Below are 21,234 nucleotides of genomic sequence, written 5' to 3' on the forward strand. Positions count from 1 at the left end.
GGGGGGCGGAGCATGAGCGATCATCATCGAACGGAAACGGGCCGGCACATTGCCTATGACCGTCTTGAAGGTAAGGGGCCGGGCATCGTTTTCCTCGGGGGCTTCAAGTCGGACAAGGAAGGCACCAAGGCGCTGGCGCTTGAGGACTGGGCAAGAACCCGCGGGCGCGCATTTCTCAGGTTCGATTATTCCGGTCACGGTTTGTCCTCCGGCGATTTCATGGACGGCGCCATCGGCGACTGGTTCGACGACGCGCTTTCGGCGATCCTCGCGCTGACCGAAGGGCCGCAGATACTTGTCGGGTCTTCGATGGGCGGCTGGATTTCCCTGCTCTTGGCTCGCGACTATCCCGAAAAGGTGGCGGGGCTGGTCACCGTGGCGGCGGCACCCGACTTCACCGAAAGCCTTTGGAGCGAAATGACCGAGCCCGAGCGGCACGAGATGATGGAAAAGGGCCGGTTGGAGCGTCCTTCGGACTACTCGCCCGAGCCCTATGTGTTCACGCGGAGGCTGATCGAAGAGGGACGCGAGCGGCTGATCTTCGACCGGCCGCTGGATCTGGCGATGCCTGTCCGCATGCTCCAAGGCACGGCGGATGCCGATGTTCCCGTCGACGTCGCCATGCGCCTGCTCAATCACATGTCGGGCCCCGACATCCGGCTGACCCTGGTCAAGGGTGCCGACCATCGGTTTTCGACGCCCGACTGCCTGAGGCTTATCGAGGCTACCGTGCTGAAGGTTGGAAACCGCGCGGCTTAGACCGCGCGGATATGCGCCTTGGACGGCCCGGCATTGGCATCGATGAAGTCGAGCACGAGCGGGCGGATGTTGTTGCGCCAGGACTTGCCGGCGAAGATGCCATAGTGGCCGGCTTCGGGTTCCAGGTGCTGGGCCTTCTTTTCGTCGGCAAGGCCGGTCAGAAGATCCAGGGCCGCAAGGCACTGGCCCGGCGCCGAAATGTCGTCCTTTTCGCCCTCGACGATCTTCACCGCAACGTCGGTGATCTTGCCGAAGTCGACCTTGGTGCCGGCCACCGTGAAGTCGTTGCGCGCGATCTCGCGGTTCTTGAAGACGCGCTCGACCGTCGAAAGATAGAACTCTGCCGTCATGTCCATGACGGACAGATATTCGTCATAGAACCGGTTGTGCGCATCCCGTTCGGTTGCCTCGCCCTTGGCCGCGCGCAGGATCTGTTCGGAAAACGCGGTGGTGTGGCGATCTAGGTTCATCGAGATGAAGGACGCGAGCTGCATGAGCCCGGGATAGACCAGCCGTCCCGCGCCGCCGTATTTGAAGCCGACGCGCTGGATCACCATATGCTCAAGCTGACCCATCGTTACGCGCCGTCCGAAGTCCGTCACCTCGGTCGGGGCGGCGTCGGGGTCGACCGGGCCGCCGATCAGCGTCAGCGTCCTGGGCTGCGCGGCAGGGTCTTCGCCGGCCAGATACGCCGTGGCGGCAAGCGTCAGGGGCACAGGCTGACAGACCGATACGATGTTGATGTCGGGTCCGAGGAAGCGGATGAAATCCACGAGGTAGAGCGTATAATCCTCGACGTCGAACTTGCCTTGCGAAACCGGGATGTCGCGTGCGTTCTTCCAGTCCGTCACATAGACTTCACAGTCGGGAAGGAGACTTTTGACCGTAGAACGAAGGAGCGTTGAATAATGGCCGGACATCGGCGCGACCAGCAGGACGCGACGCTTCATTGGAGCGCGGCCCTGAACGCGGAAATGGATCAGGTCGCCGAAGGCGCGCGTGACCAGAGTGTCGATCTCGACGATGTGGTCGCGGCCGTCGGGGCCCACAATCGTCCGGATGCCCCAGTCGGGCTTGATGACCATGCGCGCAAACGACCGCTCGGTGATGCGGCCCCAGGCGGACATGACCTTGAACATCGGATGCGGGGCAAGTCCCCAGACCGGATAGGAGGCCATCGCGCGTGCGCTCGCCCCAAGCCATTCGTTGGTGTTGCGAATGCTTTCCATCAGGTCGTAGGTTGCCATGCCCTTCATCGTATCTCCTTCTCCGGGACTGGCCCTGCGGAAATCATTGCTTTCACGGTCGCGCGGGCAGCGCTATGCTGCACCGCAAGAAAGATTAGGAGGGAAAGATCGAGATGACAACAGAGGTAACCGAATCTGGCCCCAATCTCGAGAAATTCACCTCAAATCTTGCTAAGATTGAGGAATTGACGCAACGGTTGGTCGCTGCGCTGCAGCAAAAGCGGATGCGGACGCCGGCGCTTGAAGCCCCCGGACAGGAACTTTACGGCAAGGCGATGACCGCGTTTCTGAGCGAGGCGATCTCGAATCCGACCCGGATTCTCGAACAGCAGGTCGAATTCTGGGGCAAGTCGCTTGAGCACTACATGGAGATGCAGCAGGCATTCGCCGGCCAGACGGTGGAGCCCGAAGATGACAAGGGGCCGAAGGACCGGCGGTTCTCGAACCCGCTTTGGGACACCAATCCCTATTTCAGCTTCATCAAGCGCCAGTACCAGACCAACGTCGAGGCGATGTCGAAGGCCGTCGAGGGGCTCGAGGGGCTTGAACCAGCGGACAAACGCAGGATCGCGTATTTCACGCGGCAGATCGTGGACATGCTGGCGCCGACGAACTTTCTGGCCACCAACCCCGACGCCCTTGAGCGCGCGGTCGCAACCGAGGGCGAAAGCCTCGTCAAGGGGCTTGAAAACCTTGTGCGCGACGTCGAGGCTAACCGGGGCGATCTGCTGGTCACGCTGGCCGACAAGGAGGCCTTCGCGGTCGGCAACAATATCGGCACGACCGAAGGTGGCGTCGTTTTCCGTAACCGGATGTTCGAGCTGATCCAGTACAAGGCCACGACGGACAAGGTTCACAAGACCCCGCTGCTGATCTTCCCACCCTGGATCAACAAGTTCTATATCCTGGATCTGAAGCCCGCGAATTCCCTGATCAAGTGGATCGTCGACCAGGGCTTCACGCTGTTCGTGGTCAGCTGGAAGAACCCCGACGCCAGCTATGCCGAGGTCGGCATGGACGACTACGTGCAGGATGGCTACCTGACGGCAATCGAGCAGGTCAAGGAGATCACGGGCGAGGCAAAGATCAATGCCGTGGGCTACTGTATCGCGGGGACCACTCTGACAGCCACGCTTGGGCTGATGAACAAGCGTGGCGACAAGTCCGTGAATTCCGCCACCTTCTTCACCACGCTCACCGACTTCTCCGATCCCGGAGAGATCGGCGTGTTCCTGGACGACGATTTCGTCGACGGGATCGAGGAAACGGTGAACAAGGAGGGCTATCTGGACAAGTTCTTCATGTCGCGGACCTTCTCCTATCTGAGGGCGAACGACCTGATCTACACGCCTGCCATCAGAAGCTACATGCTGGGCGAGGCCCCCCCGGCCTTCGATCTGCTTTACTGGAATGGCGATGGCACCAACCTTCCCGGTCGCATGTGTGTCGAATATCTTCGGGAGCTGTGCCAACAAAACCAGCTGATCGCGCCCGGTTTCGATGTCGGTGGCGAACGCGTGACAGTGAAGGATGTCAAGATCCCGGTCTGCGCCATCGCCTGCGAGACCGATCACATCGCGCCGTGGAAGTCCTCGTACAACGGAATCCAGCAATTCGGATCGCGGGAGAAGACCTTCATCCTGTCCGAAAGCGGCCACATCGCGGGCATCGTCAATCCGCCCGGCAAGGACAAGTACGGCCATTACACGAACGAGGGCCCGATGCGCACCGTTGATGAATGGAAGGAGGGCGCGGGCTATCACAAGGGAAGCTGGTGGCCACGCTGGCGCGACTGGCTGTCGGCCCGCTCCGGGCGCATGATCGACGCCCGCCCCCTGGGCTCCCAGACCCACAAGGTGCTTGCCGCGGCGCCGGGAACCTACGTGAGCGAGGTTCCCGGCACGTGAGTGTTTTGTGAATTTTTTCTGCGGTGCAGCAAAAAGGACTTGAAATGCTGCGCCGCAGCATGTATCTAGGCTCCAGAAGCGAATGAAACCCCCCGTCGCAAATGGAGTGACCACCATGACGAAGCCGCAAGATTACTCGAAAGTCCTTCAGGACATGGTTTCGGCGTTCCCGGTTGACGCCGCTGCAATGAAAGACGCCTACAAGAACTCTGCCGTTCTGGGCGAGAAGATGACCAAGGTCGCACTGGAAGCCGCCGAGAAGTCGAACGACATCTCCTCGAAGTGGGCCAAGGAAGCGATCGCCAAGTTCGGCGAGCTGTCGAAAGCCAAGGCCGAGCCGGCCGACTACACCAAAGCGTTCAGCGACTTCGCCTCGTCGGCTGCCGAGCTGACTGCTGAAAACCTGGCCGCCTTCGCCGAAGTCGCGAAGAAAGCCCAGACCGAAACCGTCGAGCTGATGCTGGCCGCCGGCAAGGACTTCTCGGAAGAAGCGACCGCCGCCGTCAAGAAGGCGACCGCCGAAGTCCAGACCGCCGCGAAAAAAGCCGCGACCGCCGCGACCACCGCTGCGAAGTAATCTGTCGACGACCGTCCTCCTCCCATACGGTCGATCGCACTGGCGGGCCCCTCGGGGCCCGCTTTTCTTTGCGCTCGCAGCACTGTGCGGCTTTTCGGTTGTTGTTTTTTCCGCGCCGCGCCTTAATCTCGCTGCAGCGCCAATAAGAAACGACCCTTTGGGAGGATTGCATGGCCGAAGACTCCAAGCCGCTGCTGATAAAGCGATATGCAAGCCGACGGCTCTACAATACTGAAACAAGCGACTATGTGACGCTTGAGGACATCGCAGCCTTCATCCGCGATGGTCGGGAGGTTCAGATCGTCGATCTCAAGACCGGCGACGACCTGACACGGCAATACCTTCTGCAGATCATCGCAGAGCATGAAAGCCGCGGTGAAAGCGTCCTGCCGATCGACGTTCTGACGGATCTGGTCCGAAGCTACACCACAAGCGCGCAAAGCGTCGTGCCGCAGTTCCTGGCCGCGTCATTCGAAATGCTGCGCGAAGGCCATTCCAAGATGCTGGAGAACATGAACCAGTTCCCCAACCCGATGGCGTCGATGCCGGGTTTCGACGCGTTGCAGCGCCAGCAGCAAGCCTTTCTGAAGTCGATGATGGGCGGATGGGCCGAGGCAGCGCAAGAGGACGCCGAGCGGGAAAAGCCTGCCAAGGCGAAATCCAAGCCCAGGGACGATGAAGACCTGGCGGCCATCAAGAAGCAGTTGGCAGAACTGCAGGCCAAGCTGTCCAAGATGTGACAAAGGCCCCCGCAGGGGCCTTTTCATATTCCAAGGCGATCGCGCATGGAATACCAGGTCATGGCCAGCACCAGAAGCGGCCAGCGCATCGCAGGCCCTCCCGGAAAGCGCGGCAGGTTCAGTCCGGACAAGACGTCGAAGCGCCCCGTCTGTCCGCGAACCGCCTCGGCCAGGATCTTGCCGGCAAGCGTCGCCATCGCGACGCCATGGCCCGAGTAGCCGGACGCCGAAAGCACATTGTCCGCGGGCCGCAGAAAACACGGCATCCGGTTCATCGTGATCGCGAGAGTGCCGCCCCAGGCGTAGTCGATCCGCACATCCGCAAGCCCAGGGTAAACCTTCAGCATCGGCGGGCGCACGGTCTTGACGACATCCGGGAAGCGGTAGCCGTAGCTTTCGCCGCCGCCGAACAACAGCCGCTTGTCATCGGAAAGCCGCCAGTAATTCACGACGAACTTGGTATCGCAGGCGGCCACATCTCGTGCCAGCACTTCGTCCGCCCGCTCGCCCAGCGGTTCGGTCGCGATGACGAAGTTGTTGATGGGCATCACCCGTGCGGCCACCTTGTCATCGAGGCCGCCCAGGTATCCGTTGCAGGCCAGCAGGACATGGCCGCACGTGACACGTCCCTGCGCGGTTTCGACCACAGGGCGCGGGCCATGGCGGATCGCCGTCACATGGCTGTCCTCGCAAATTCGGGCGCCCTTGGCTGCGGCCGCCTGTGCCAGTCCTATCGCGAAGTTCAGCGGGTGGATATGGCCCGAGCCGTGGTCGATGTCACCGCCCTTGTAGACGCCCGAGGGGATGATCGCGGCCAGTTCGGCCGCGTCCAGCGGTTGGACCTGGTCGTATCCGTAATCGCGCGACAGCTTTTCGGCATAGTCGTGGGAGTGGCGCACCTCGCCGTCGTGCCAGCACGCATGGGCGATGCCCGGCTTGTACGTGCAGGGCATGTCGTGCGCGGCAATCAGGTCGCGGACCAGTTGCTTGGATTCCTCTCCGAACGCCCAGAGCCCGCGCGCCGTATCCAGTCCGAACATCCGTTCCAGCGCGTCCTGCTCAAGCCTCTGGCCCGAGCCCACCTGGCCGCCGTTGCGCCCCGAAGCACCGAAGCCCACGCGATGCGCCTCAAGCACGATGACGGACAACCCGGCTTCGGCTAGGTGCAGGGCCGCGGAAAGCCCGGTGAAGCCAGCACCCACGACGCAGACATCCGCCTTGGCGTCACCTTCCAGCGCCGGAAAGCGGTCGATGGGCGCGGCCGTGGCAGCGTAATAGCTTCGGGGGTATTCGCCCCGGCGGTCATTGGCGAAAAGCAGGTTCATACGTTCAGAAGCAGGTGTTCACGTTCCCAAGGGCTGATGACCTGCAGGAACTCCTTGTATTCGTTGCGCTTCACCGCCTCGTAGATGTCGCAGAAATCCGAAGACAGCGCTTCGCGCACCGGCTGGCACTCAGAGAAAAGGTCAAGGGCGTCGCCCAGGTTGGTCGGCAGTTCGTCCGAGTCAATGTAGGCGTTCCCTACCTTTTCGGGCCGCGGCATCTTCTTTTCCATCAGGCCGAGGTAGCCGCAAACCATCGTCGCGACCATGCCCAGATAGGGGTTGCAGTCCATGCCGGGCAGGCGGTTTTCCAACCGACGCGCCGGCGGCTCGGAGATGGGCACGCGCAGGCCCGTGGTGCGGTTGTCGCGCCCCCATTCCAGGTTGATCGGGGCGGCGAAATCCGGGACGTAACGACGGTAGGAATTCACATAAGGTGCCATGAGCGCCACGACCGCAGGCAGGTAGTTCTGCATCCCCGCGATGAAGTGAAAGAACTCCGGCGTCTCTTGCCCGTTGGCGTCACAGAAAATGTTGTCTCCGGTCTGTGCATTGACGACCGACTGGTGAATGTGCATGGCAGAGCCCGGTTCGCCCTCGATCGGCTTGGCCATGAAGGTGGCGAAGCAATCGTGGCGCAGGGCTGCCTCGCGGATCAGTCGTTTGAAATAGAAGACCTCATCCGCCAGAACGACCGGGTCGCCGTGGGAGAGGTTCAATTCGACCTGGCCCGCCCCGCCTTCCTGCACGATGCCGTCGATCTCGAGCCCCTGCGCTTCGGCAAAGTCGTAGATGTCGTCGACGACCTTGCCGTACTCGTCCACCGCCGACATCGAATAGGCCTGGTTGGCCATGACCCGCCGGCCCGACCGGCCGACCGGCGGGATGATTGGCTGGTTGGGGTCTATGTTGCGGGCGACGATGTAAAACTCCATCTCGGGCGCGACGATCGGGCGCCAGCCTTGTTCGGTGTAAAGCTGCACCATCCGCTTCAGCACGTTCCGCGGCGCCATCGTGACCGGGTTGCCCTTCTGGTCGTTGACGTCGTGGATTACCTGCAAAGTAATGTCAGCCGTCCAGGGCACCGCGGTGGCGGTGGTGAAATCGGGGACCAGAACCATGTCGGGCTCGGTGAACTCGCTTTCATCGGGCATGTCGGCATAGTCGCCGGTGATCGTCTGGGCGAAGATCGAGTTGGGCAGGTGAAAGAACTTCTGCTTGGCGAACTTCGAGCCGGGCATGGCCTTGCCCTTGGCAACGCCGGCAAGGTCGGAGACAAGGCATTCGACCTCGTCCAGTCGGCGGCCGGCAATATATTCCCGTGCTGCTTCGGGCAGTTTTTCGGTCCAGTCGGACATGGGATCACGCTTTTTCAGTTACGGGTTTGCTTGAAGAAATCCGCGATCCGATCTGCGATCGCGGCCGAGGAATTTCGGTCGGAGAAGCGCGCGCGCGCCTGCTGCATCAGCTCATCCGGGACAAGGCCCTTGCCCCTTGTGCGCATCAGCCCGTCTATGAACTCATTGCCATATTCGGGGTGCGCCTGGACCGTATAGGCGCTGTCGCCGTAAAGCAGGGCGGCGTTCTCGCAAAAGGCGTTCGAGCCGATCACTTCCGCGGCCTCGGGGCGCTCGACGACCTGGTCCTGATGCCAGGCGTTCAGACTGATGGTCTCGCCGCCGAAATTATAGTCCTGCGGGCCCACGGCCCATCCGCCCTTGAACTTTTCGACCTTGCCGCCAAGGGCCTGCGCGATGATCTGATGACCGAAACAGATACCCACAATAGGCACTCGGTGCGCGAAGGCGTCGCGAATGAAGTCTTCGAGCGGTTTGATGAACGCGTGGTCCTCGTAGGCGCCATGGCGCGAGCCGGTGATCAGCCAGCCGTCGCAATCATGCACATCCTTGGGAAACTCCATCGCTTCGACATGGAAGGTCTTGAAAGTCAGCCCGCGGTTCGCAAGCAGACGGATGAACATGTCGGGATAGTCGCCCATCTCGGTCCTGAGGACGTCGGGCGCCTGTCCCGTCTGAAGTATGCCGATCAGCATGGCTGTCTCTTGGCTGCTTTTGATCAAAATAGACCGCCCCCTACCACCTGGCAAGGGGCGGGGCGGTTCACACGGTATCGAGGTAGATTTCGGTCTGCTCGACCGGCGAAAGCTCTGCCATGTAGTGCAGTTCCTGACGCTTGGTCATCACCAGATTGCGGATCAGCTCTGGCGCGAAGATCTGGGGCATGATCGAGCTTTTCTCGAACGCCTCGATGGCGTCGGCCCAGTTGTCATGGATCAGCGGCAGGTCCATCGCATAGGCGTTTCCGGTGATCGGCGGCGGTGGCGTCAGCTCTTGCTCGATCCCCAAGAGGCCCGCACCCAGGATCGCAGCCAGCATCAGGTAGGGGTTGACGTCGCCCCCCGCCACGCGATGCTCGATCCGGCGCGCGGCCGGGTTGCCTGAAGGCACGCGGATTGCCGCGGTCCGGTTTTCGTAGGCCCAGCAGACCGCATTCGGGGCGTGAGCCTCGGGCACGAGGCGGTCGAAACTGTTGGAATGCGGCGCGAACAGCAGGGTGGAGTCCGGCATCGCGTGCAGACATCCGGCAATGGCTTGCCGCAGCTTCAGCGATCCTTCGGGCCCGCCGTTGGAAAAGATGTTGCGTCCGTCGCGGTCCAGGACCGAGAAATGGGTGTGCAGCCCGTTGCCGGAGTATTCCGGGTAAGGCTTGGCCATGAAACTCGCGGCAAAGCCATGCCGGCGGGCCAGACCCTTGACCAGAAGCTTGAACAGCCAGGCGTCGTCTGCGGCACGCAGCGCATCTTCCTGGTGCATCAGGTTGATTTCGAACTGCCCCAGACCCGATTCCGAAATGGCGGTATCGGCGGGTATGTCCATCTCCTCGCATGCGTCGTAGAGGTCGGTGAAGAACGTGTCGAAAGCGTCCAGCGCGCGGATCGACATGATCTCGGCCGCCTTGCGACGCTTGCCCGACCGCGGGCTTGGTGGAACCTGCAGGGTCTTGCCGCTGTCGTCGATCAGGAAGAATTCCAGTTCCATTGCCGCGACCGGCGTCAGGCCGAGCGCCTTGTAGCGATCGACGACGCGGGCCAGGGCGTGGCGGGGATCGCCCTCATACGGCTTGCCGTTTTCGCGGAACATCCAGATCGGCAGCAGCGCCGTCGGCGCCTCGAGCCAGGGCATTGGCATGAACCCGCGTTCGGTCGGCCTGAGCACGCCGTCCGCATCGCCCGTGTCAAAGACCAGTGGGCTATCCTCGATGTCCTCGCCCCAAATGTCGAGGTTCAGGACCGAGAACGGGAATCTTGTCCCATCGGCCGTGATCTTGTCAGCGAAGCGCGTCGGAATGCGCTTGCCGCGGGGTTGTCCGTTCAGGTCTGCCGCGGCCACACGGATCGTGCGCACCTGCGGGTGTTTTCTGAGCCAGTCCTTCATCATCTCACCGGGAGACCTGGGCATTCGGCACGCCTCGCGCTGTCCCTCAGGGGCAGGGGGCGGAATGGCCCGGCCGTTGTCCTTCCGTTCAATTGATCAAATCGCGATCTGGTGGCCGACATGGCAGGCCCCTGCAGTTTTGCGCCGAAGGGGCTGCACCAGATGAATTTGATCAAATAACAGATACTACCGGACCAGCATAGGACGCAAGCGAATTCTGCCGCGTTGCAGTTGCGGCAGGTGCCGGTTCAGGCGCTGGTTCACGATGCCGAAAAGCTTGATGACCGTGAGCGTCAGCAAGATGAAGTAGCAGGCCAGGATCGGGTAGGGGATGAAGGGGTTGAATGTCTTGTCCGCGAAGTAGTTCGCATAGTAGAGCGCGTCGCCCATCTGCTGCGTCGCCGGGAACCCCGAGAAGAAGACAAGAGCCGTGGCATGGAACAGGAAGATCGCCTCGTTCGTGTAGGCGGGCCAGGCAAGCCGCAGCATCGTCGGCCAGATGATCCGGCGGAAGCGCGGCCAGCCGGACATTCCGTAGGCGTCCGCGGCCTCGATGTCGCCCTTGGGAATGGACTGCATCGCGCCGTAGAAGATTTCCGCCGAGTAAGCAGAGGTGTTGAAGAACAGGACAACCAGCGCCCCCGCCCAGGCCGAGGTCAGCGGAGAGAAGACCGGGAAGACGTTCTTCAGGCTCAGGAACAGGAAGTAGGCGAAGAAGAACTGTATGAAGAGGGGCGAGCCCCGGAAGACGAAGATGAACCATTCTGCCGGCTTGCGCAGCAACGGCGAATGCGCCGCCTTGGCCATGGCCAGCGCCGTGGCCAGGAAGAAGCCGGACAACAGCGCGATCGTGCCGAAATAGATGTTCCAGATCATGCCGGAGCCGATCAGGGTCACCTGCTGACAAAGCGTGAAGTCGGATCTGGGCAGAAGCCTTTCGCCAATGCCGACGCTGCGCAGCGCGTAGTCGGCGACCGTATCCCAGCAACTCATGCGGCAGCCTTTCTTTGCGCTTCGCCCCCCATCGTGGCCTGACCGTGGGTCAGACGGCGCATGATCCGGCCAAGCACGACCTCGGAAACCTTGGTGAAAAGAAGATAGAAGACTAGCAGCGCGCCAAAGTACCACATGCGCCAGTCGCCATGCGGATAGTCGGTGAACTTTGGCGTCTTGGTGCCGCCAAGTTCGCGGGCCCAATAGACGATATCCTCCACCCCAAGCAGGAACAGAAGTGGCGTCGCCTTGATAAGCACCATCCAGAGGTTCGAAAGGCCCGGCAGCGCGTAGACCCACATCTGCGGCACCATGATGCGCCAGAACGCCTGGCGGTGCGTCATGCCATAAGCCTCGGCGGTTTCAACCTGGGCGCGAGGAACCGCCTGCATCGCGCCGTAAAGCACGTTGGCGGCAAAAGCCCCGAAGATGATCGAGAATGTCAGAACCGCCAGGAAAAATCCGTAGGTTTCATGGACCCACTGTGGTGCGTCGCCCAAGGGCAGCTTGGCTGCCGCGCAGACGACGAAATCATTGCCCTGACGGATCGGCTGATCCCAATCGGGGCATTTGATCGTGTGGCGGAGATATTCGAACGCCTGATCCAGGGCGATGACGAAGAACAGGAAGAAGGCGATGTCCGGTACGCCCCGAACGATGCCGATATAGGCCTTGCCGAGCCAGGACAGCGGCACGAAGCGCGACCGCGCAGCGCTGGCGCCGCCGAAGCCGAAGACAAGGGCTATGGGGGCCGTGATCGCAAGTAGCAGCAGCACGGTCCCGAAGGACAGGTAAAGCGACGTGTGCTTGCCGGTGGTCAGATAGCACGAAAGCCAAGTGAGGCCGGAAAGCGTCTCGGGGTCCGAACAGTATGAAAACATGCGGGTCCGGGGCGGGATCGCGACGACCCCGCCCCCCTTTTCCGGTCAGAAGGTTGCGCCGATTTCCCACTTGGTGATGAGTTCGTTCAGCGTTCCGTCATCCTTCATCGACTGAATCGCGGCGTTGAACTTCTCTTTCAGTTCGGTGTCGGATTCGCGCAGGCCCATGCCGACGCCGCCGCCGATCAGGACGTCGTCACCAACGAAGTCCAGGTCGGCGTCTTCGGCCGCGATCGGCTCAAGGTAGGCGCGGTCCGCAAGCACCGCGTCCGCTTCACCGTTGCGCACGGCACCGATGGTTTCCTCGGGCGTGGCGAACTCAAGCAGGGTCGCGCCCGACTGCGCGACGTAGGAGGCCTGGATCGTCCCGGTCTGAGCCGCGATCACGCCACCGGTCAGATCGACATCCGCTCCGGCCTTGGCCAGGAAGGCCGAGGGATCGGGCTGGGTGTAGTTCTGGGTGAAGTCGATGACCTCATCGCGCTCGTCGGTGATCGACATGCCGGCGATGATGGTGTCGTAGTTGCCGGAGACGAGGTTCGGGATGATCGAATCCCAGTCGTTCGTGACCCATTCGCACGTCAGCTCGGCGCGCTTGCAAAGCTCGTCGCCCAGTTCGCGCTCAAAGCCGGCGACCTGGCCGCTATCGTCGATGTAGTTGTACGGAGGGTAGGCGCCCTCGGTGCCCATGCGCACGGTCTGGGCCTGGGCTGCCCCGGCGGCAAGCGCGGCCGCCGCAATCAGAAGGTATTTCATCGTTTTCTCCTTGATGGTCGTCTGGTTGTTATTGTTAGGTCTGGCGGGCTTGCCCGAAATGGCTCGTGCCGGGGGTCAGGCCGGCGCGGTCGCGCTCAGGAACTGCTGCAAACGCTCGGTTTTGGGGTTGCCGAACAGGTCGTCCGGTCGGCCCTCTTCCTCGATCAGGCCGCGGTGAAGAAATACCACATGATCCGATACATCGGCGGCCAGGCGCATGTCATGCGTCACGATCAGCATCGTTCGGCCTTCCTCGGCCAGCGCCTTGATCACCTTGACCACCTCTTGCTCCAACTCGGGATCAAGCGCCGAGGTGGGTTCATCGAAAAGCAGGGCGGTCGGCTCCATGCACAGCGCGCGGGCAATTGCCGCGCGCTGCTGCTGCCCGCCCGAAAGCTGCGCGGGGTAGGCGTCGCACTTGTCACCGATTCCTACCTTTGTCAGATACCCGCGCGCGGCCTTTTCGACGTCCGCGCGGTCGCGCCTGAGAACGGTCAGAGGCGCCTCCATCACGTTCTGAAGAATCGTCATGTGTGACCAGAGGTTGAACTGCTGGAACACCATCGACAGGTTGGTGCGGATTCGGATCACTTGCGCGCGGTCGGCGGGATGGCGGCCAAGGCCCTCTCCGCGCCAGCGCACGGCGTCGCCGTTGAAGATCACCTCGCCCTGCTGGCTGTCCTCAAGCAGGTTGCAGCAGCGAAGAAGCGTGGATTTTCCAGAGCCTGAAGAACCGATCAGGGAAATTACCTCTCCCTTGTGCGCGGTTATCGACACGCCCTTCAGAACTTCCAGCTGTCCGTAGGATTTGTGCAGGTCCCTGATTTCGATGACCGGTGTTTCTTTCGTCGTCACTGTCGCCCATCCCCTGGTCTGGCGACCAAGTGTGCTAAAAAAACGGCGTCATGCAACGTCCGATGTGGGGCGTTTTGGAAGAAGTTGCGCGATTTGGACGACAAAAGCGCGCAAAACGTCAGTGACGCTGCGGCACCGGAACGTTCAGGTACGCATCCCGGCCGATCCGCACGTGGCCGGCAAGCCCCAATGCCGCACGATCGCCGGGGGCAAGCGCACGGACTGCCGCATCCACCGTTTCTCCGATGGCAACGACGTCGCGCCCTAGCGCGCTGATGTAGGGCAGGCCGGGGGTGGCGGGCGCCGTGGGGCCAAGGACGCGCAGTTGCGCGGCAAGGGCAGGCCGGTGCGCCTCCAGAAGCCGCCAGGTCACCGCGTCAACCGCAGCAATGTCGGCGCGCCCTTCCGCGACAGCACGAGCGCTTTCGATATGGGCGCCGGTCAGGATCACCTCATTGACGGCAATCCCCAACATCGCGGAGTGATTGAGGGGCGCGGCCCAGCCCGACTGGCTGTCGGTGCTGTTGGCCGCCAAACGCTGCCCGAACAAATCCTGCGTCGATCGCTCTTCGTCCGCCCGGACGACCAGTTGGGAATAATAGTGTCCGGGTGCCGCATCGGGCAGCCCGTAATCAGGCGTTCCGATCAATGACACCCGATCATGCAGGCGTGTGCGGTATGGGAAACCGCAGGTCTGCCCCAGGATCAGGTCGGGGCTTTCCCATGCCTCCCACAGATCCATCCCTCGGGTCAGGTTGTCGGGCGCATCGATCTCGCGCGCGCGCAACCCGTCGCGGATCAGCCCCCAGAAGCGATCGGTCGGTTCGCGCACTTCGTCCCAGTCGTACATTGGCAAGAGTGCGATCATGTCCCGCGCTCCATTCTTTTTCTGGCCAGTCCGCTTTCGGCATCGGTGACCCCAAGCAGGCTGGCGGCCAGCCTGATCACGGCATCCTCATGCGCGTCGCGCTCGCCGTCCGCAAGGGCGATCGACCATAGCGTTTCGATCAGCGCGATACGATCTTCATGCGGCACCGCGTCTTTCAGGGCGCGCGTGAACCGCACGGTGTCTGGCGCCTCTGCCTCAAGTGCTTCGGCTTCCTGCCGCAAATGTGCCGCTTCGAAAGGTGAAAGTTCGTACCTGCTGACAAGGGCGCGATCGATCCGCGCCGCCTCGACCAGGGCATAGACGCCGTCGGCGCGCGCGATCCGCACCAAGAGCGCTGCGAGCGCAAGGCGGGCGTCGTCGGGTGGAAGTGAGGTGGGCGACGCCATCAGCGTCGATAGCAGCTTTGAAAACATGATCAGGATATAGCGATCCCGGTGCCTGTAGAAAAGCGCCTTAGCCTGCGCGCGTGCCGACGCGCGCAGAGTGCCTGCGTTCCTTGGCCTGATCGCCTGGCAGCAGGTGCAGGCTGACAAGGCCCAGAAGCGCGATGGCCGCGCCGCCAAACGACCATATCAGGAATCCGGCCCAGAGAGGAGCGCCGTAAACGAACGAAGCCACCAGCCCAGCGGCCAGTCCCAGCACCCATCCGAATATCAGCATTCCAAGATACATTCTGCGCCCCCGCGTCAGATCGTGATCATAAATCAGCTTGATTGGCGATTAGGGCAAAATTTTGGCGGCACGCGAAAAAGCGCGCCTGCGCATGCTGCATTTCGGCAAAATGCAGCCGAGTCCCTTTGTGGTCCCTTGGGAAATGCAGCGTTTTTGTATTGGAAACTTTGATTGGTTGCGTTCCGAGGCGGGGAACTGGCAAGGACCTTGCGCGGTTTCAAGAGGGCGGTGCCGCCAAATGTCAGGTCGGGGCAGCCAAATGTCGCGACATTGGCGACTCAACGGCGCAGGCAAGGGCGCCCGTCTACGCGGCTTGTGCCCCTATCTCCCGCCTTCTCCAGAACCGTTCGAGCGGCCATCGTGATCAGGCAATTCCATTCATCCTGCCGGTCCGGGTTCGGGGTCTCAAGGACGGCGCGGACGCCGAGGACCGGTGTGCCGTCAAGCGGGATCACATGGGACTCGGGGGATAAACCCACCATTGCAGAAATCGTATATGTCCACGTCTTGGTCTCGCCCGTTCCGACCCATCGACCGACATCGCTGTCGGTGACGACGTTCACGACGTAGTCGGCGCCAGGACCGTTCCGAGCCCGCATTCCCGACCGGTCCAGAACCGACGCGAGCGGCGGCAGAATATACTCGCCGTAACCGCTGGCATATTGCGACGAAGACAACTCGATGATGTAGGACTTTCCCTTCAGCGTCTCGGCCTGCGCCGGGGCGGCAAGAAGAAGCAGGACAAGCAAGGGCCGGGCGGACATGTCTGGGCCAAGCGTTCGATGGGCGGGGGGGCGTAATCAGCCCCCCATCGCGTCTTTCCGGATGTACCACGTTCGTCGAATTTCAGAACACTGAAAAGTGTTCCGAGTGGTCAAGCAAACTCGGCAATCGCCGTCGGTCGGCGGTTATCTCGGTCCCCAACCGTGTCGTTGGGGGCGGGAACCAAGATTGTTCTGGCCGTGGGTCAGACCAGCCGCTCGACGTCCTTCGCGGCGCGGATGAAATCCGCGAACAGCGGATGAGGGGCGAAGGGCTTGGACTTCAGTTCCGGGTGGAACTGGACCCCGATGAACCAGGGATGGTCCTTCCATTCCACGATTTCCGGCAGCCGCCCGTCCGGGCTCATGCCCGAAAAGATCATTCCGCAGCTTTCCAGCTTGTCGCGGTATTTCACGTCCACCTCGTAGCGATGGCGGTGTCGCTCTTCGATCTCGGATGCGTTGTAGACCTGGGCGACCTTCGATCCGTCCTTCAGATGCGCGGTGTAGGCGCCAAGGCGCATCGTGCCGCCCTTGTCGTCGTCGACCTTGCGCGCGACGGTGTGGTTGCCCTGCACCCATTCCTTCAGGTGATAGACGACGGGTTCGAACCGCTTTTCACCCTTTTCGTGGTCGAACTCCTCGGATCCCGCCTTGGTCAGGCCGGCCTTGTTCCGCGCTGCTTCGATCACCGCCATCTGCATCCCCAGGCAGATGCCCAGGTAGGGGATGTTCTTTTCGCGGGCGAACTGGGCGGCCTTGATCTTGCCCTCTGTCCCCCGCTCGCCGAAGCCGCCCGGCACCAGGATGGCGTGGAATCGTTCCAGATAAGGCGCGGGATCTTCGCGCTCGAAGATCTCCGCGTCGATCCATTCGGCCTTGACCCGGACCCGGTTCGCCATGCCGCCATGCGTCAACGCCTCGGCGATGGATTTGTAGGCATCTTCAAGCTGCGTGTACTTGCCCACGATGGCGACGCGAACCTCGCCCTCGGCGTTGACGAGCCGGTCCATGACGTCTTCCCAACGTGCGAGGTTTGGCTTGGGGGCAGGCGCTATGCCGAAGGCGTCCAGAACCGCCTGGTCCAGCCCCTCGCGGTGATAGGCCAGCGGCGCCTCATAGATCGTCTTGAGGTCGTAGGCTGGAATCACGGCGTCGGGCCGGACGTTGCAGAAAAGGGCGATCTTGGCGCGCTCCTTCTCCGGGATCGGGTGTTCCGAGCGGCAGACCAGAACGTCGGGCGCGAGGCCGATGGACTGGAGTTCCTTCACCGAATGTTGGGTCGGTTTCGTCTTCAGCTCTCCACTGGCCGCCAGGTAGGGCAGAAGGGTCAGGTGCATCAGGATCGACTGACCGCGCGGGCGTTCGTGGATGAACTGGCGGATCGCCTCGAAGAAGGGTAGGCCCTCGATGTCGCCGACCGTTCCGCCGATCTCGCACAGCATGAAATCGACCTCGTCCTCACCGATGTGGAGGAAGTCCTTGATCTCGTTGGTGACGTGGGGAATGACCTGGATCGTTTTGCCCAGATAGTCGCCCCGGCGTTCCTTCTCGAGAACATTCGAGTAGATCCGGCCCGAGGAGATGGAATCGGTCTTGCGGGCGTGAACACCCGTGAAACGCTCATAGTGGCCAAGGTCCAGGTCGGTTTCCGCCCCGTCATCGGTCACGAAGACCTCGCCATGTTCGAAGGGCGACATGGTGCCGGGATCGACGTTGAGGTAGGGGTCCAGCTTGCGCAGGCGGACCGAATAGCCGCGGGCCTGCAAAAGGGCCCCGAGCGCCGCCGAGGCAAGCCCCTTGCCGAGCGAAGAAACCACACCGCCGGTGATGAAAACGTAACGCGCCATGGTTCGGATGCCCCCGTGAATGCCTCAAATTCTTGGTTTCGCCAAAGCGCCCTAGCTTCGGCATCACGGGATTCAAGCCTTATCAGATTCGCAGCCTGCCCGCAACAGGACCGCAAGGTCTAGTGGTGCGCTTTCGCGCTCGGATCAAAGGGTTGTGGTCAGTTGGCCGGAGGGGGCGTCAGCGGCGCATCATCGGCAGCAGGTGCCTGATCGCCATCGGCCGCAGAGGGTGGCAGCAGGTCTCCGGTCGGGACGACAGGTGCAACCGGCGCGTCTGCCGGAGCTTCGGTTTCGGCCTGGTCGACGACCGAGGTGCCTTCGGAATTCTGTGCGGCAAGCAGCGTCAGGGCGATCGACGTCGCGATGAAGGCGGCCGCCAGTCCCCAGGTCAGCTTGGTCAGCGCGTTCGCCGCGCCCCGCGCGCTCATGGCGCCGCCGCCGGACAGAAGACCGCCGCCTTCCGACCGCTGAAGCAGCACCACGCCGATAAGCATGAGCGCGAGGATCAGGTGGACGGTAAGAATGACGTTTTCCATCGGGACCGGGTCTTGTTTCGGGCTGACGCGCCTATCTAGGCGTATGACGTCCGGGGCGCAAGCCCGGAAGCGGAGGTGCCCGACCGCCTTCGCGGCAAGAAACGTCGCTTTCGCGCTTTTCCGCGAAAGCCGCTCCGGCGATAAGGCCAGACGAGGAGAAAACCATGTACGTGCTCCACTACGCGCCTGACAATGCTTCGCTGATCGTCCGCCTGGTGCTTCTGGAACTGGACGCCGCGCACCGGACGTCGCTTGTCGACCGGCGTGTCCGCGCCCAGGACGGGCCGGAATATCGGCGACTGAACCCGAACGGTCTGATCCCTGCGCTGGAAACGCCGGATGGGGCGCTTTTCGAAACCGGCGCGATTCTGCTGTGGCTGTCCGAACGCCACGGCGCGCTGGCTCCGCAACCGGGCGACGCCGCGCGCGGCGATTTCCTCAAGTGGCTTTTCTTCGTTTCCAACACGCTTCACGCCGACACGCGCCTGCTGTTCTATCCCGAGCGTCACGCCGGGCAGTCGGCCGATGTCGCGGCTTTCCGGGATGCCGCGCGCAACCGCGTCGCAAGTCATCTTGGTCTGGTCGAGGCGATGGCCGCGACCCGCCCCGGCTGGTTTTCGCCGGATGCGCCGTCGGTCCTGACGCTTTATGTCTGCTGCCTTGTGCGCTGGCTCGCGCTTTATCCGGTTGAAACCGCCGGATGGCTCGACCTGGGGCGTTACCCCGCGCTTGGCGCGGTCGCCGCCGCGATGGAGCAAAGGCCCTCTGCTCTCCAGGCCTCCTTGATCGAGGGGCTTGGAGCCACGATCTTTACGCAACCGTCTTATGCCTGCCCGACAGAGGGCAGCGCGACCTGAAAGGACCACCCGATGTTTCTGTCCGTCTTCGATATGTTCAAGGTCGGGGTAGGCCCTTCGTCCTCGCACACGATGGGGCCAATGGTGGCGGGCTCGCGCTTCCTTGACCTGCTGCGCGCCTCGCCTTTCCATCCCGCGGGCCTCAAGGCCTCGCTTCACGGCTCGCTTGCCTTCACCGGCAAGGGACACGCCACTGACCGCGCGACGATCCTTGGGCTTGCCGGCTTCGTGCCCGAATCCTACGACAACGAAAAGGCCGAGGCGACGCTGGCCGCGATCGCCGAAACCGGCACCGTGACGCCGCCCGGCCTTCCCACGCTGAAATTCGACCCCTCGACGGATCTGTCCTTTGACTATGGTCCGGCGCTGCCCGGTCATGCCAACGGCATGATCCTGATGGCCACGGACGCGCAGGGCGACGTCATCCTGCAGGAGACGTATTACTCCATCGGTGGCGGTTTCGTCTTGACGGCCGCCGAAAGCGAGTCCGCCGACAAGGTCGCGGCCAAACCATCCGGCTGCCCCTATCCGTTCCAGAATGCGGCCGAAATGCTTGAGATGGCCAAGGCATCGGGCAAGTCAATCGCCCAGATGAAGCGGGCCAATGAATTGCACTTCCGCACCGAGCGCGAGCTTGAGGATGGCATGGCGCGGCTGTGGCAGGTGATGAACGACTGCATCGAGCGTGGACTTGCGACCGATGGCATCCTTCCGGGCGGGCTGAAGGTGCGCCGCCGTGCCAAGGGCATCCACGAAGCGCTGTTGGCCGAACGCGGCATGAACCTGTCCGCGCCGCACACCATCAACGACTGGATGAGCGTTTACGCAATGGCCGTGAACGAGGAAAACGCAGCCGGCGGGCAGGTCGTAACCGCGCCCACGAACGGTGCGGCGGGGGTGCTTCCCGCCGTCATCCGCTACTGGCTGGATCACGTTCCCGGCGCAAGCGCGTCCCGTGTCGGTGATTTCCTGCTAACCGCGGCGGCGATCGGCGGGCTCTGCAAGCACAATGCCTCGATCTCGGGCGCCGAGTGCGGCTGCCAGGCCGAAGTCGGATCCGCTGCCGCGATGTCGGCGGCAGGGCTTTGCGCCGTGATGGGTGGCACGCCCGAACAGGTCGAAAACGCGGCAGAGATTGCGCTGGAACATCACCTGGGCATGACCTGCGACCCGGTGAAGGGTCTGGTTCAGGTGCCCTGCATCGAACGCAATGGCCTCGGCGCGATCAAGGCGGTCTCCGCCGCTTCTCTGGCGCTTCGGGGCGATGGCCAGCACCTGGTTCCGCTTGATGCCGCGATCGAGACGATGTGGCAGACGGGCCGCGACATGCACGAGAAGTACAAGGAAACCTCGCTGGGCGGCCTGGCGGTGAACGTCCCCAACTGCTGATCGGTATGCGCTTGCCGGGGGCGCCCAGACCCGCGATCCTGCTGCCATTATCCTGGCAGCAGGGAATCGGTGGGCACGGGGATGAAACCGAACCGGATGCTTCAGATCATAGCGCTGTTCCGGTCAGAGGGAGGGGCGCTGACGGCAGAGGCGCTGGCCGCGCGGCTTGGTGCGTCGCGGCGCACCATATACCGCGACATATCGGCCCTTCAGGCGATGGGCGTCCCGATCGATGGAACCGCGGGGCAGGGATATGTGCTGCGGCCGGGCTTCGACCTGCCGCCGATCGGTTTCTCACCCGCCGAGATCGAGGCGATCATCGTCGGCCTCGCGCTTCTGCCGGCCAGTGCAGGGGGCCTGTCTGCCGCGGCCCGCTCGGTCGCGGCGAAGATCCAGATCGCGCAACCGCCGAAAGGCCGCCGGACCTTGCCGCGGGCATCCTCATCGACCGCCGCCGAGCCGGCGCTGTTGCGCAGGGCGATGCGAGAGGAACGCAGGCTGGCCATCGCCTACAGGGGGCAGGACGGGGCGATTTCACATCGCGCGATTCTGCCTGTCGCGTCCGTCACGCGCGCTGATGCCGCGTTCGTCGTGGCGTGGTGCGAGCTTGCCGAAGACCTTCGCCTGTTCCGGATGGAAGCGATCGAGGACTGCATCCTGCCGGGGGGCGGTTTCGCTGGCCGCGGTGCCGCGCTGCGCGCCGAACTGGATGCGCGCACATTCGCATCCATAGCGCTGGCCTGAACCGGGAACACGCGGGCGGATTGTATCTGGCACATTTTCCCCAT

The 21,234-nt window shown here is 62.7% G+C and carries 22 protein-coding genes; 7 read left to right on the forward strand and 15 right to left on the reverse strand.

Annotated features, from left to right (window positions below):
- Nucleotides 1-12: 12 nt before the first annotated feature.
- On the forward strand, nucleotides 13-759 hold the full coding sequence (locus tag OEW28_RS06140) for an alpha/beta hydrolase (protein WP_263733822.1): 747 nt from the start codon (nucleotides 13-15) through the stop codon (nucleotides 757-759).
- Here OEW28_RS06140 and phaZ read toward each other — a convergent pair.
- Nucleotides 756-2,015: a polyhydroxyalkanoate depolymerase gene (gene phaZ / locus OEW28_RS06145; RefSeq protein ID WP_263733823.1), complete on the reverse strand. Its 1,260-nt coding sequence runs from the start codon at nucleotides 2,013-2,015 to the stop codon at nucleotides 756-758. The genes OEW28_RS06140 and phaZ overlap by 4 nt on opposite strands.
- Nucleotides 2,016-2,119: 104 nt before the next feature.
- Here phaZ and phaC point away from each other — a divergent pair, with 104 nt between their 5' ends.
- From phaC to phaR, 3 genes are all read left to right on the forward strand, one after another.
- The gene (gene phaC / locus OEW28_RS06150; RefSeq protein WP_263733824.1) at nucleotides 2,120-3,913 is read left to right on the forward strand and encodes a class I poly(R)-hydroxyalkanoic acid synthase; all 1,794 of its coding nucleotides are present in this window, start codon (nucleotides 2,120-2,122) and stop codon (nucleotides 3,911-3,913) included.
- A gap of 115 nt (nucleotides 3,914-4,028) precedes the next feature.
- Nucleotides 4,029-4,490 carry a Phasin gene (locus OEW28_RS06155; protein ID WP_263733825.1) on the forward strand — a complete coding sequence of 154 codons (462 nt, stop codon included), beginning with the start codon at nucleotides 4,029-4,031 and terminating at the stop codon, nucleotides 4,488-4,490.
- A gap of 170 nt (nucleotides 4,491-4,660) precedes the next feature.
- Nucleotides 4,661-5,230 (forward strand): polyhydroxyalkanoate synthesis repressor PhaR, encoded by a 570-nt coding sequence (phaR, locus tag OEW28_RS06160; protein ID WP_263733826.1) that lies wholly within the window; start codon nucleotides 4,661-4,663, stop codon nucleotides 5,228-5,230.
- A 23-nt stretch (nucleotides 5,231-5,253) separates the two neighbouring features.
- Here phaR and OEW28_RS06165 read toward each other — a convergent pair whose 3' ends face one another.
- The 14 genes from OEW28_RS06165 to secG form a co-directional block, all read right to left on the reverse strand.
- A complete protein-coding gene (locus tag OEW28_RS06165) occupies nucleotides 5,254-6,555 on the reverse strand; it encodes an NAD(P)/FAD-dependent oxidoreductase (protein ID WP_263733827.1) in 1,302 nt (433 codons plus the stop codon).
- Nucleotides 6,552-7,910, reverse strand: coding sequence for a glutamine synthetase family protein (locus OEW28_RS06170; RefSeq protein ID WP_263733828.1), 1,359 nt, complete (start codon nucleotides 7,908-7,910; stop codon nucleotides 6,552-6,554). The genes OEW28_RS06165 and OEW28_RS06170 overlap by 4 nt, the downstream gene beginning before the upstream one ends.
- 14 nt (nucleotides 7,911-7,924) lie before the next feature.
- Complete coding sequence (locus OEW28_RS06175) at nucleotides 7,925-8,605, reverse strand: type 1 glutamine amidotransferase (protein ID WP_263733829.1); 681 nt, start codon at nucleotides 8,603-8,605, stop codon at nucleotides 7,925-7,927.
- A gap of 67 nt (nucleotides 8,606-8,672) precedes the next feature.
- A complete protein-coding gene (locus tag OEW28_RS06180; protein WP_263734384.1) occupies nucleotides 8,673-10,007 on the reverse strand; it encodes a glutamine synthetase family protein in 1,335 nt (444 codons plus the stop codon).
- 186 nt (nucleotides 10,008-10,193) lie between these two features.
- Nucleotides 10,194-11,000, reverse strand: a complete 807-nt coding sequence (locus tag OEW28_RS06185) for an ABC transporter permease (protein ID WP_263733830.1) — start codon at nucleotides 10,998-11,000, stop codon at nucleotides 10,194-10,196.
- The gene (locus OEW28_RS06190; protein WP_263733831.1) at nucleotides 10,997-11,881 is read right to left on the reverse strand and encodes an ABC transporter permease; all 885 of its coding nucleotides are present in this window, start codon (nucleotides 11,879-11,881) and stop codon (nucleotides 10,997-10,999) included. Before OEW28_RS06190 ends, OEW28_RS06185 begins: the two co-directional genes overlap by 4 nt.
- Nucleotides 11,882-11,926: 45 nt before the next feature.
- Nucleotides 11,927-12,637: a transporter substrate-binding domain-containing protein gene (locus tag OEW28_RS06195; RefSeq protein ID WP_263733832.1), complete on the reverse strand. Its 711-nt coding sequence runs from the start codon at nucleotides 12,635-12,637 to the stop codon at nucleotides 11,927-11,929.
- A 75-nt stretch (nucleotides 12,638-12,712) separates the two neighbouring features.
- Nucleotides 12,713-13,492, reverse strand: coding sequence for an ABC transporter ATP-binding protein (locus tag OEW28_RS06200; RefSeq protein WP_263733833.1), 780 nt, complete (start codon nucleotides 13,490-13,492; stop codon nucleotides 12,713-12,715).
- 118 nt (nucleotides 13,493-13,610) lie between these two features.
- Nucleotides 13,611-14,360 carry a phosphate/phosphite/phosphonate ABC transporter substrate-binding protein gene (locus tag OEW28_RS06205; RefSeq protein WP_263733834.1) on the reverse strand — a complete coding sequence of 250 codons (750 nt, stop codon included), beginning with the start codon at nucleotides 14,358-14,360 and terminating at the stop codon, nucleotides 13,611-13,613.
- Nucleotides 14,357-14,794, reverse strand: coding sequence for a tellurite resistance TerB family protein (locus OEW28_RS06210; RefSeq protein WP_263733835.1), 438 nt, complete (start codon nucleotides 14,792-14,794; stop codon nucleotides 14,357-14,359). Before OEW28_RS06210 ends, OEW28_RS06205 begins: the two co-directional genes overlap by 4 nt.
- 40 nt (nucleotides 14,795-14,834) lie before the next feature.
- Nucleotides 14,835-15,053 carry a hypothetical protein gene (locus OEW28_RS06215; protein WP_263733836.1) on the reverse strand — a complete coding sequence of 73 codons (219 nt, stop codon included), beginning with the start codon at nucleotides 15,051-15,053 and terminating at the stop codon, nucleotides 14,835-14,837.
- Nucleotides 15,054-15,331: 278 nt separating this feature from the next.
- Nucleotides 15,332-15,817 (reverse strand): hypothetical protein, encoded by a 486-nt coding sequence (locus OEW28_RS06220; RefSeq protein WP_263733837.1) that lies wholly within the window; start codon nucleotides 15,815-15,817, stop codon nucleotides 15,332-15,334.
- 203 nt (nucleotides 15,818-16,020) lie between these two features.
- The gene (locus tag OEW28_RS06225; protein ID WP_263733838.1) at nucleotides 16,021-17,664 is read right to left on the reverse strand and encodes a CTP synthase; all 1,644 of its coding nucleotides are present in this window, start codon (nucleotides 17,662-17,664) and stop codon (nucleotides 16,021-16,023) included.
- 158 nt (nucleotides 17,665-17,822) lie between these two features.
- Nucleotides 17,823-18,200 (reverse strand): preprotein translocase subunit SecG, encoded by a 378-nt coding sequence (gene secG / locus OEW28_RS06230; protein ID WP_263733839.1) that lies wholly within the window; start codon nucleotides 18,198-18,200, stop codon nucleotides 17,823-17,825.
- Between the two features lie 164 nt (nucleotides 18,201-18,364).
- Between secG and OEW28_RS06235 the strand changes: the two genes are divergently transcribed.
- The 3 genes from OEW28_RS06235 to OEW28_RS06245 all read left to right on the forward strand — a co-directional run bounded on the left by OEW28_RS06235 (nucleotide 18,365) and on the right by OEW28_RS06245 (nucleotide 21,190).
- Nucleotides 18,365-19,057, forward strand: coding sequence for a glutathione S-transferase family protein (locus tag OEW28_RS06235; protein ID WP_263733840.1), 693 nt, complete (start codon nucleotides 18,365-18,367; stop codon nucleotides 19,055-19,057).
- Between the two features lie 12 nt (nucleotides 19,058-19,069).
- On the forward strand, nucleotides 19,070-20,446 hold the full coding sequence (locus OEW28_RS06240; RefSeq protein WP_263733841.1) for an L-serine ammonia-lyase: 1,377 nt from the start codon (nucleotides 19,070-19,072) through the stop codon (nucleotides 20,444-20,446).
- An 81-nt stretch (nucleotides 20,447-20,527) separates the two neighbouring features.
- Nucleotides 20,528-21,190, forward strand: a complete 663-nt coding sequence (locus OEW28_RS06245) for a helix-turn-helix transcriptional regulator (RefSeq protein ID WP_263733842.1) — start codon at nucleotides 20,528-20,530, stop codon at nucleotides 21,188-21,190.
- The last annotated feature ends 44 nt before the right edge of the window (nucleotides 21,191-21,234 follow it).

It is taken from the genome of Albidovulum marisflavi (genome assembly GCF_025751435.1).
GTDB lineage: Bacteria > Pseudomonadota > Alphaproteobacteria > Rhodobacterales > Rhodobacteraceae > Albidovulum > Albidovulum marisflavi.

Excerpts from the sequence above, each read along its gene's own strand:
- OEW28_RS06140 (WP_263733822.1), top strand. The coding sequence starts at position 13 with ATGAGCGATCATCATCGAACGGAAACGGGCCGGCACATTGCCTATGAC.
- phaZ (WP_263733823.1), bottom strand. The coding sequence starts at position 2,015 with ATGAAGGGCATGGCAACCTACGACCTGATGGAAAGCATTCGCAACACC.
- phaC (WP_263733824.1), top strand. The coding sequence starts at position 2,120 with ATGACAACAGAGGTAACCGAATCTGGCCCCAATCTCGAGAAATTCACC.
- OEW28_RS06155 (WP_263733825.1), top strand. The coding sequence starts at position 4,029 with ATGACGAAGCCGCAAGATTACTCGAAAGTCCTTCAGGACATGGTTTCG.
- phaR (WP_263733826.1), top strand. The coding sequence starts at position 4,661 with ATGGCCGAAGACTCCAAGCCGCTGCTGATAAAGCGATATGCAAGCCGA.
- OEW28_RS06165 (WP_263733827.1), bottom strand. The coding sequence starts at position 6,555 with ATGAACCTGCTTTTCGCCAATGACCGCCGGGGCGAATACCCCCGAAGC.
- OEW28_RS06170 (WP_263733828.1), bottom strand. The coding sequence starts at position 7,910 with ATGTCCGACTGGACCGAAAAACTGCCCGAAGCAGCACGGGAATATATT.
- OEW28_RS06175 (WP_263733829.1), bottom strand. The coding sequence starts at position 8,605 with ATGCTGATCGGCATACTTCAGACGGGACAGGCGCCCGACGTCCTCAGG.
- OEW28_RS06180 (WP_263734384.1), bottom strand. The coding sequence starts at position 10,007 with ATGAAGGACTGGCTCAGAAAACACCCGCAGGTGCGCACGATCCGTGTG.
- OEW28_RS06185 (WP_263733830.1), bottom strand. The coding sequence starts at position 11,000 with ATGAGTTGCTGGGATACGGTCGCCGACTACGCGCTGCGCAGCGTCGGC.
- OEW28_RS06190 (WP_263733831.1), bottom strand. The coding sequence starts at position 11,881 with ATGTTTTCATACTGTTCGGACCCCGAGACGCTTTCCGGCCTCACTTGG.
- OEW28_RS06195 (WP_263733832.1), bottom strand. The coding sequence starts at position 12,637 with ATGAAATACCTTCTGATTGCGGCGGCCGCGCTTGCCGCCGGGGCAGCC.
- OEW28_RS06205 (WP_263733834.1), bottom strand. The coding sequence starts at position 14,360 with ATGATCGCACTCTTGCCAATGTACGACTGGGACGAAGTGCGCGAACCG.
- OEW28_RS06210 (WP_263733835.1), bottom strand. The coding sequence starts at position 14,794 with ATGTTTTCAAAGCTGCTATCGACGCTGATGGCGTCGCCCACCTCACTT.
- OEW28_RS06215 (WP_263733836.1), bottom strand. The coding sequence starts at position 15,053 with ATGTATCTTGGAATGCTGATATTCGGATGGGTGCTGGGACTGGCCGCT.
- OEW28_RS06220 (WP_263733837.1), bottom strand. The coding sequence starts at position 15,817 with ATGTCCGCCCGGCCCTTGCTTGTCCTGCTTCTTCTTGCCGCCCCGGCG.
- OEW28_RS06225 (WP_263733838.1), bottom strand. The coding sequence starts at position 17,664 with ATGGCGCGTTACGTTTTCATCACCGGCGGTGTGGTTTCTTCGCTCGGC.
- secG (WP_263733839.1), bottom strand. The coding sequence starts at position 18,200 with ATGGAAAACGTCATTCTTACCGTCCACCTGATCCTCGCGCTCATGCTT.
- OEW28_RS06235 (WP_263733840.1), top strand. The coding sequence starts at position 18,365 with ATGTACGTGCTCCACTACGCGCCTGACAATGCTTCGCTGATCGTCCGC.
- OEW28_RS06240 (WP_263733841.1), top strand. The coding sequence starts at position 19,070 with ATGTTTCTGTCCGTCTTCGATATGTTCAAGGTCGGGGTAGGCCCTTCG.
- OEW28_RS06245 (WP_263733842.1), top strand. The coding sequence starts at position 20,528 with ATGAAACCGAACCGGATGCTTCAGATCATAGCGCTGTTCCGGTCAGAG.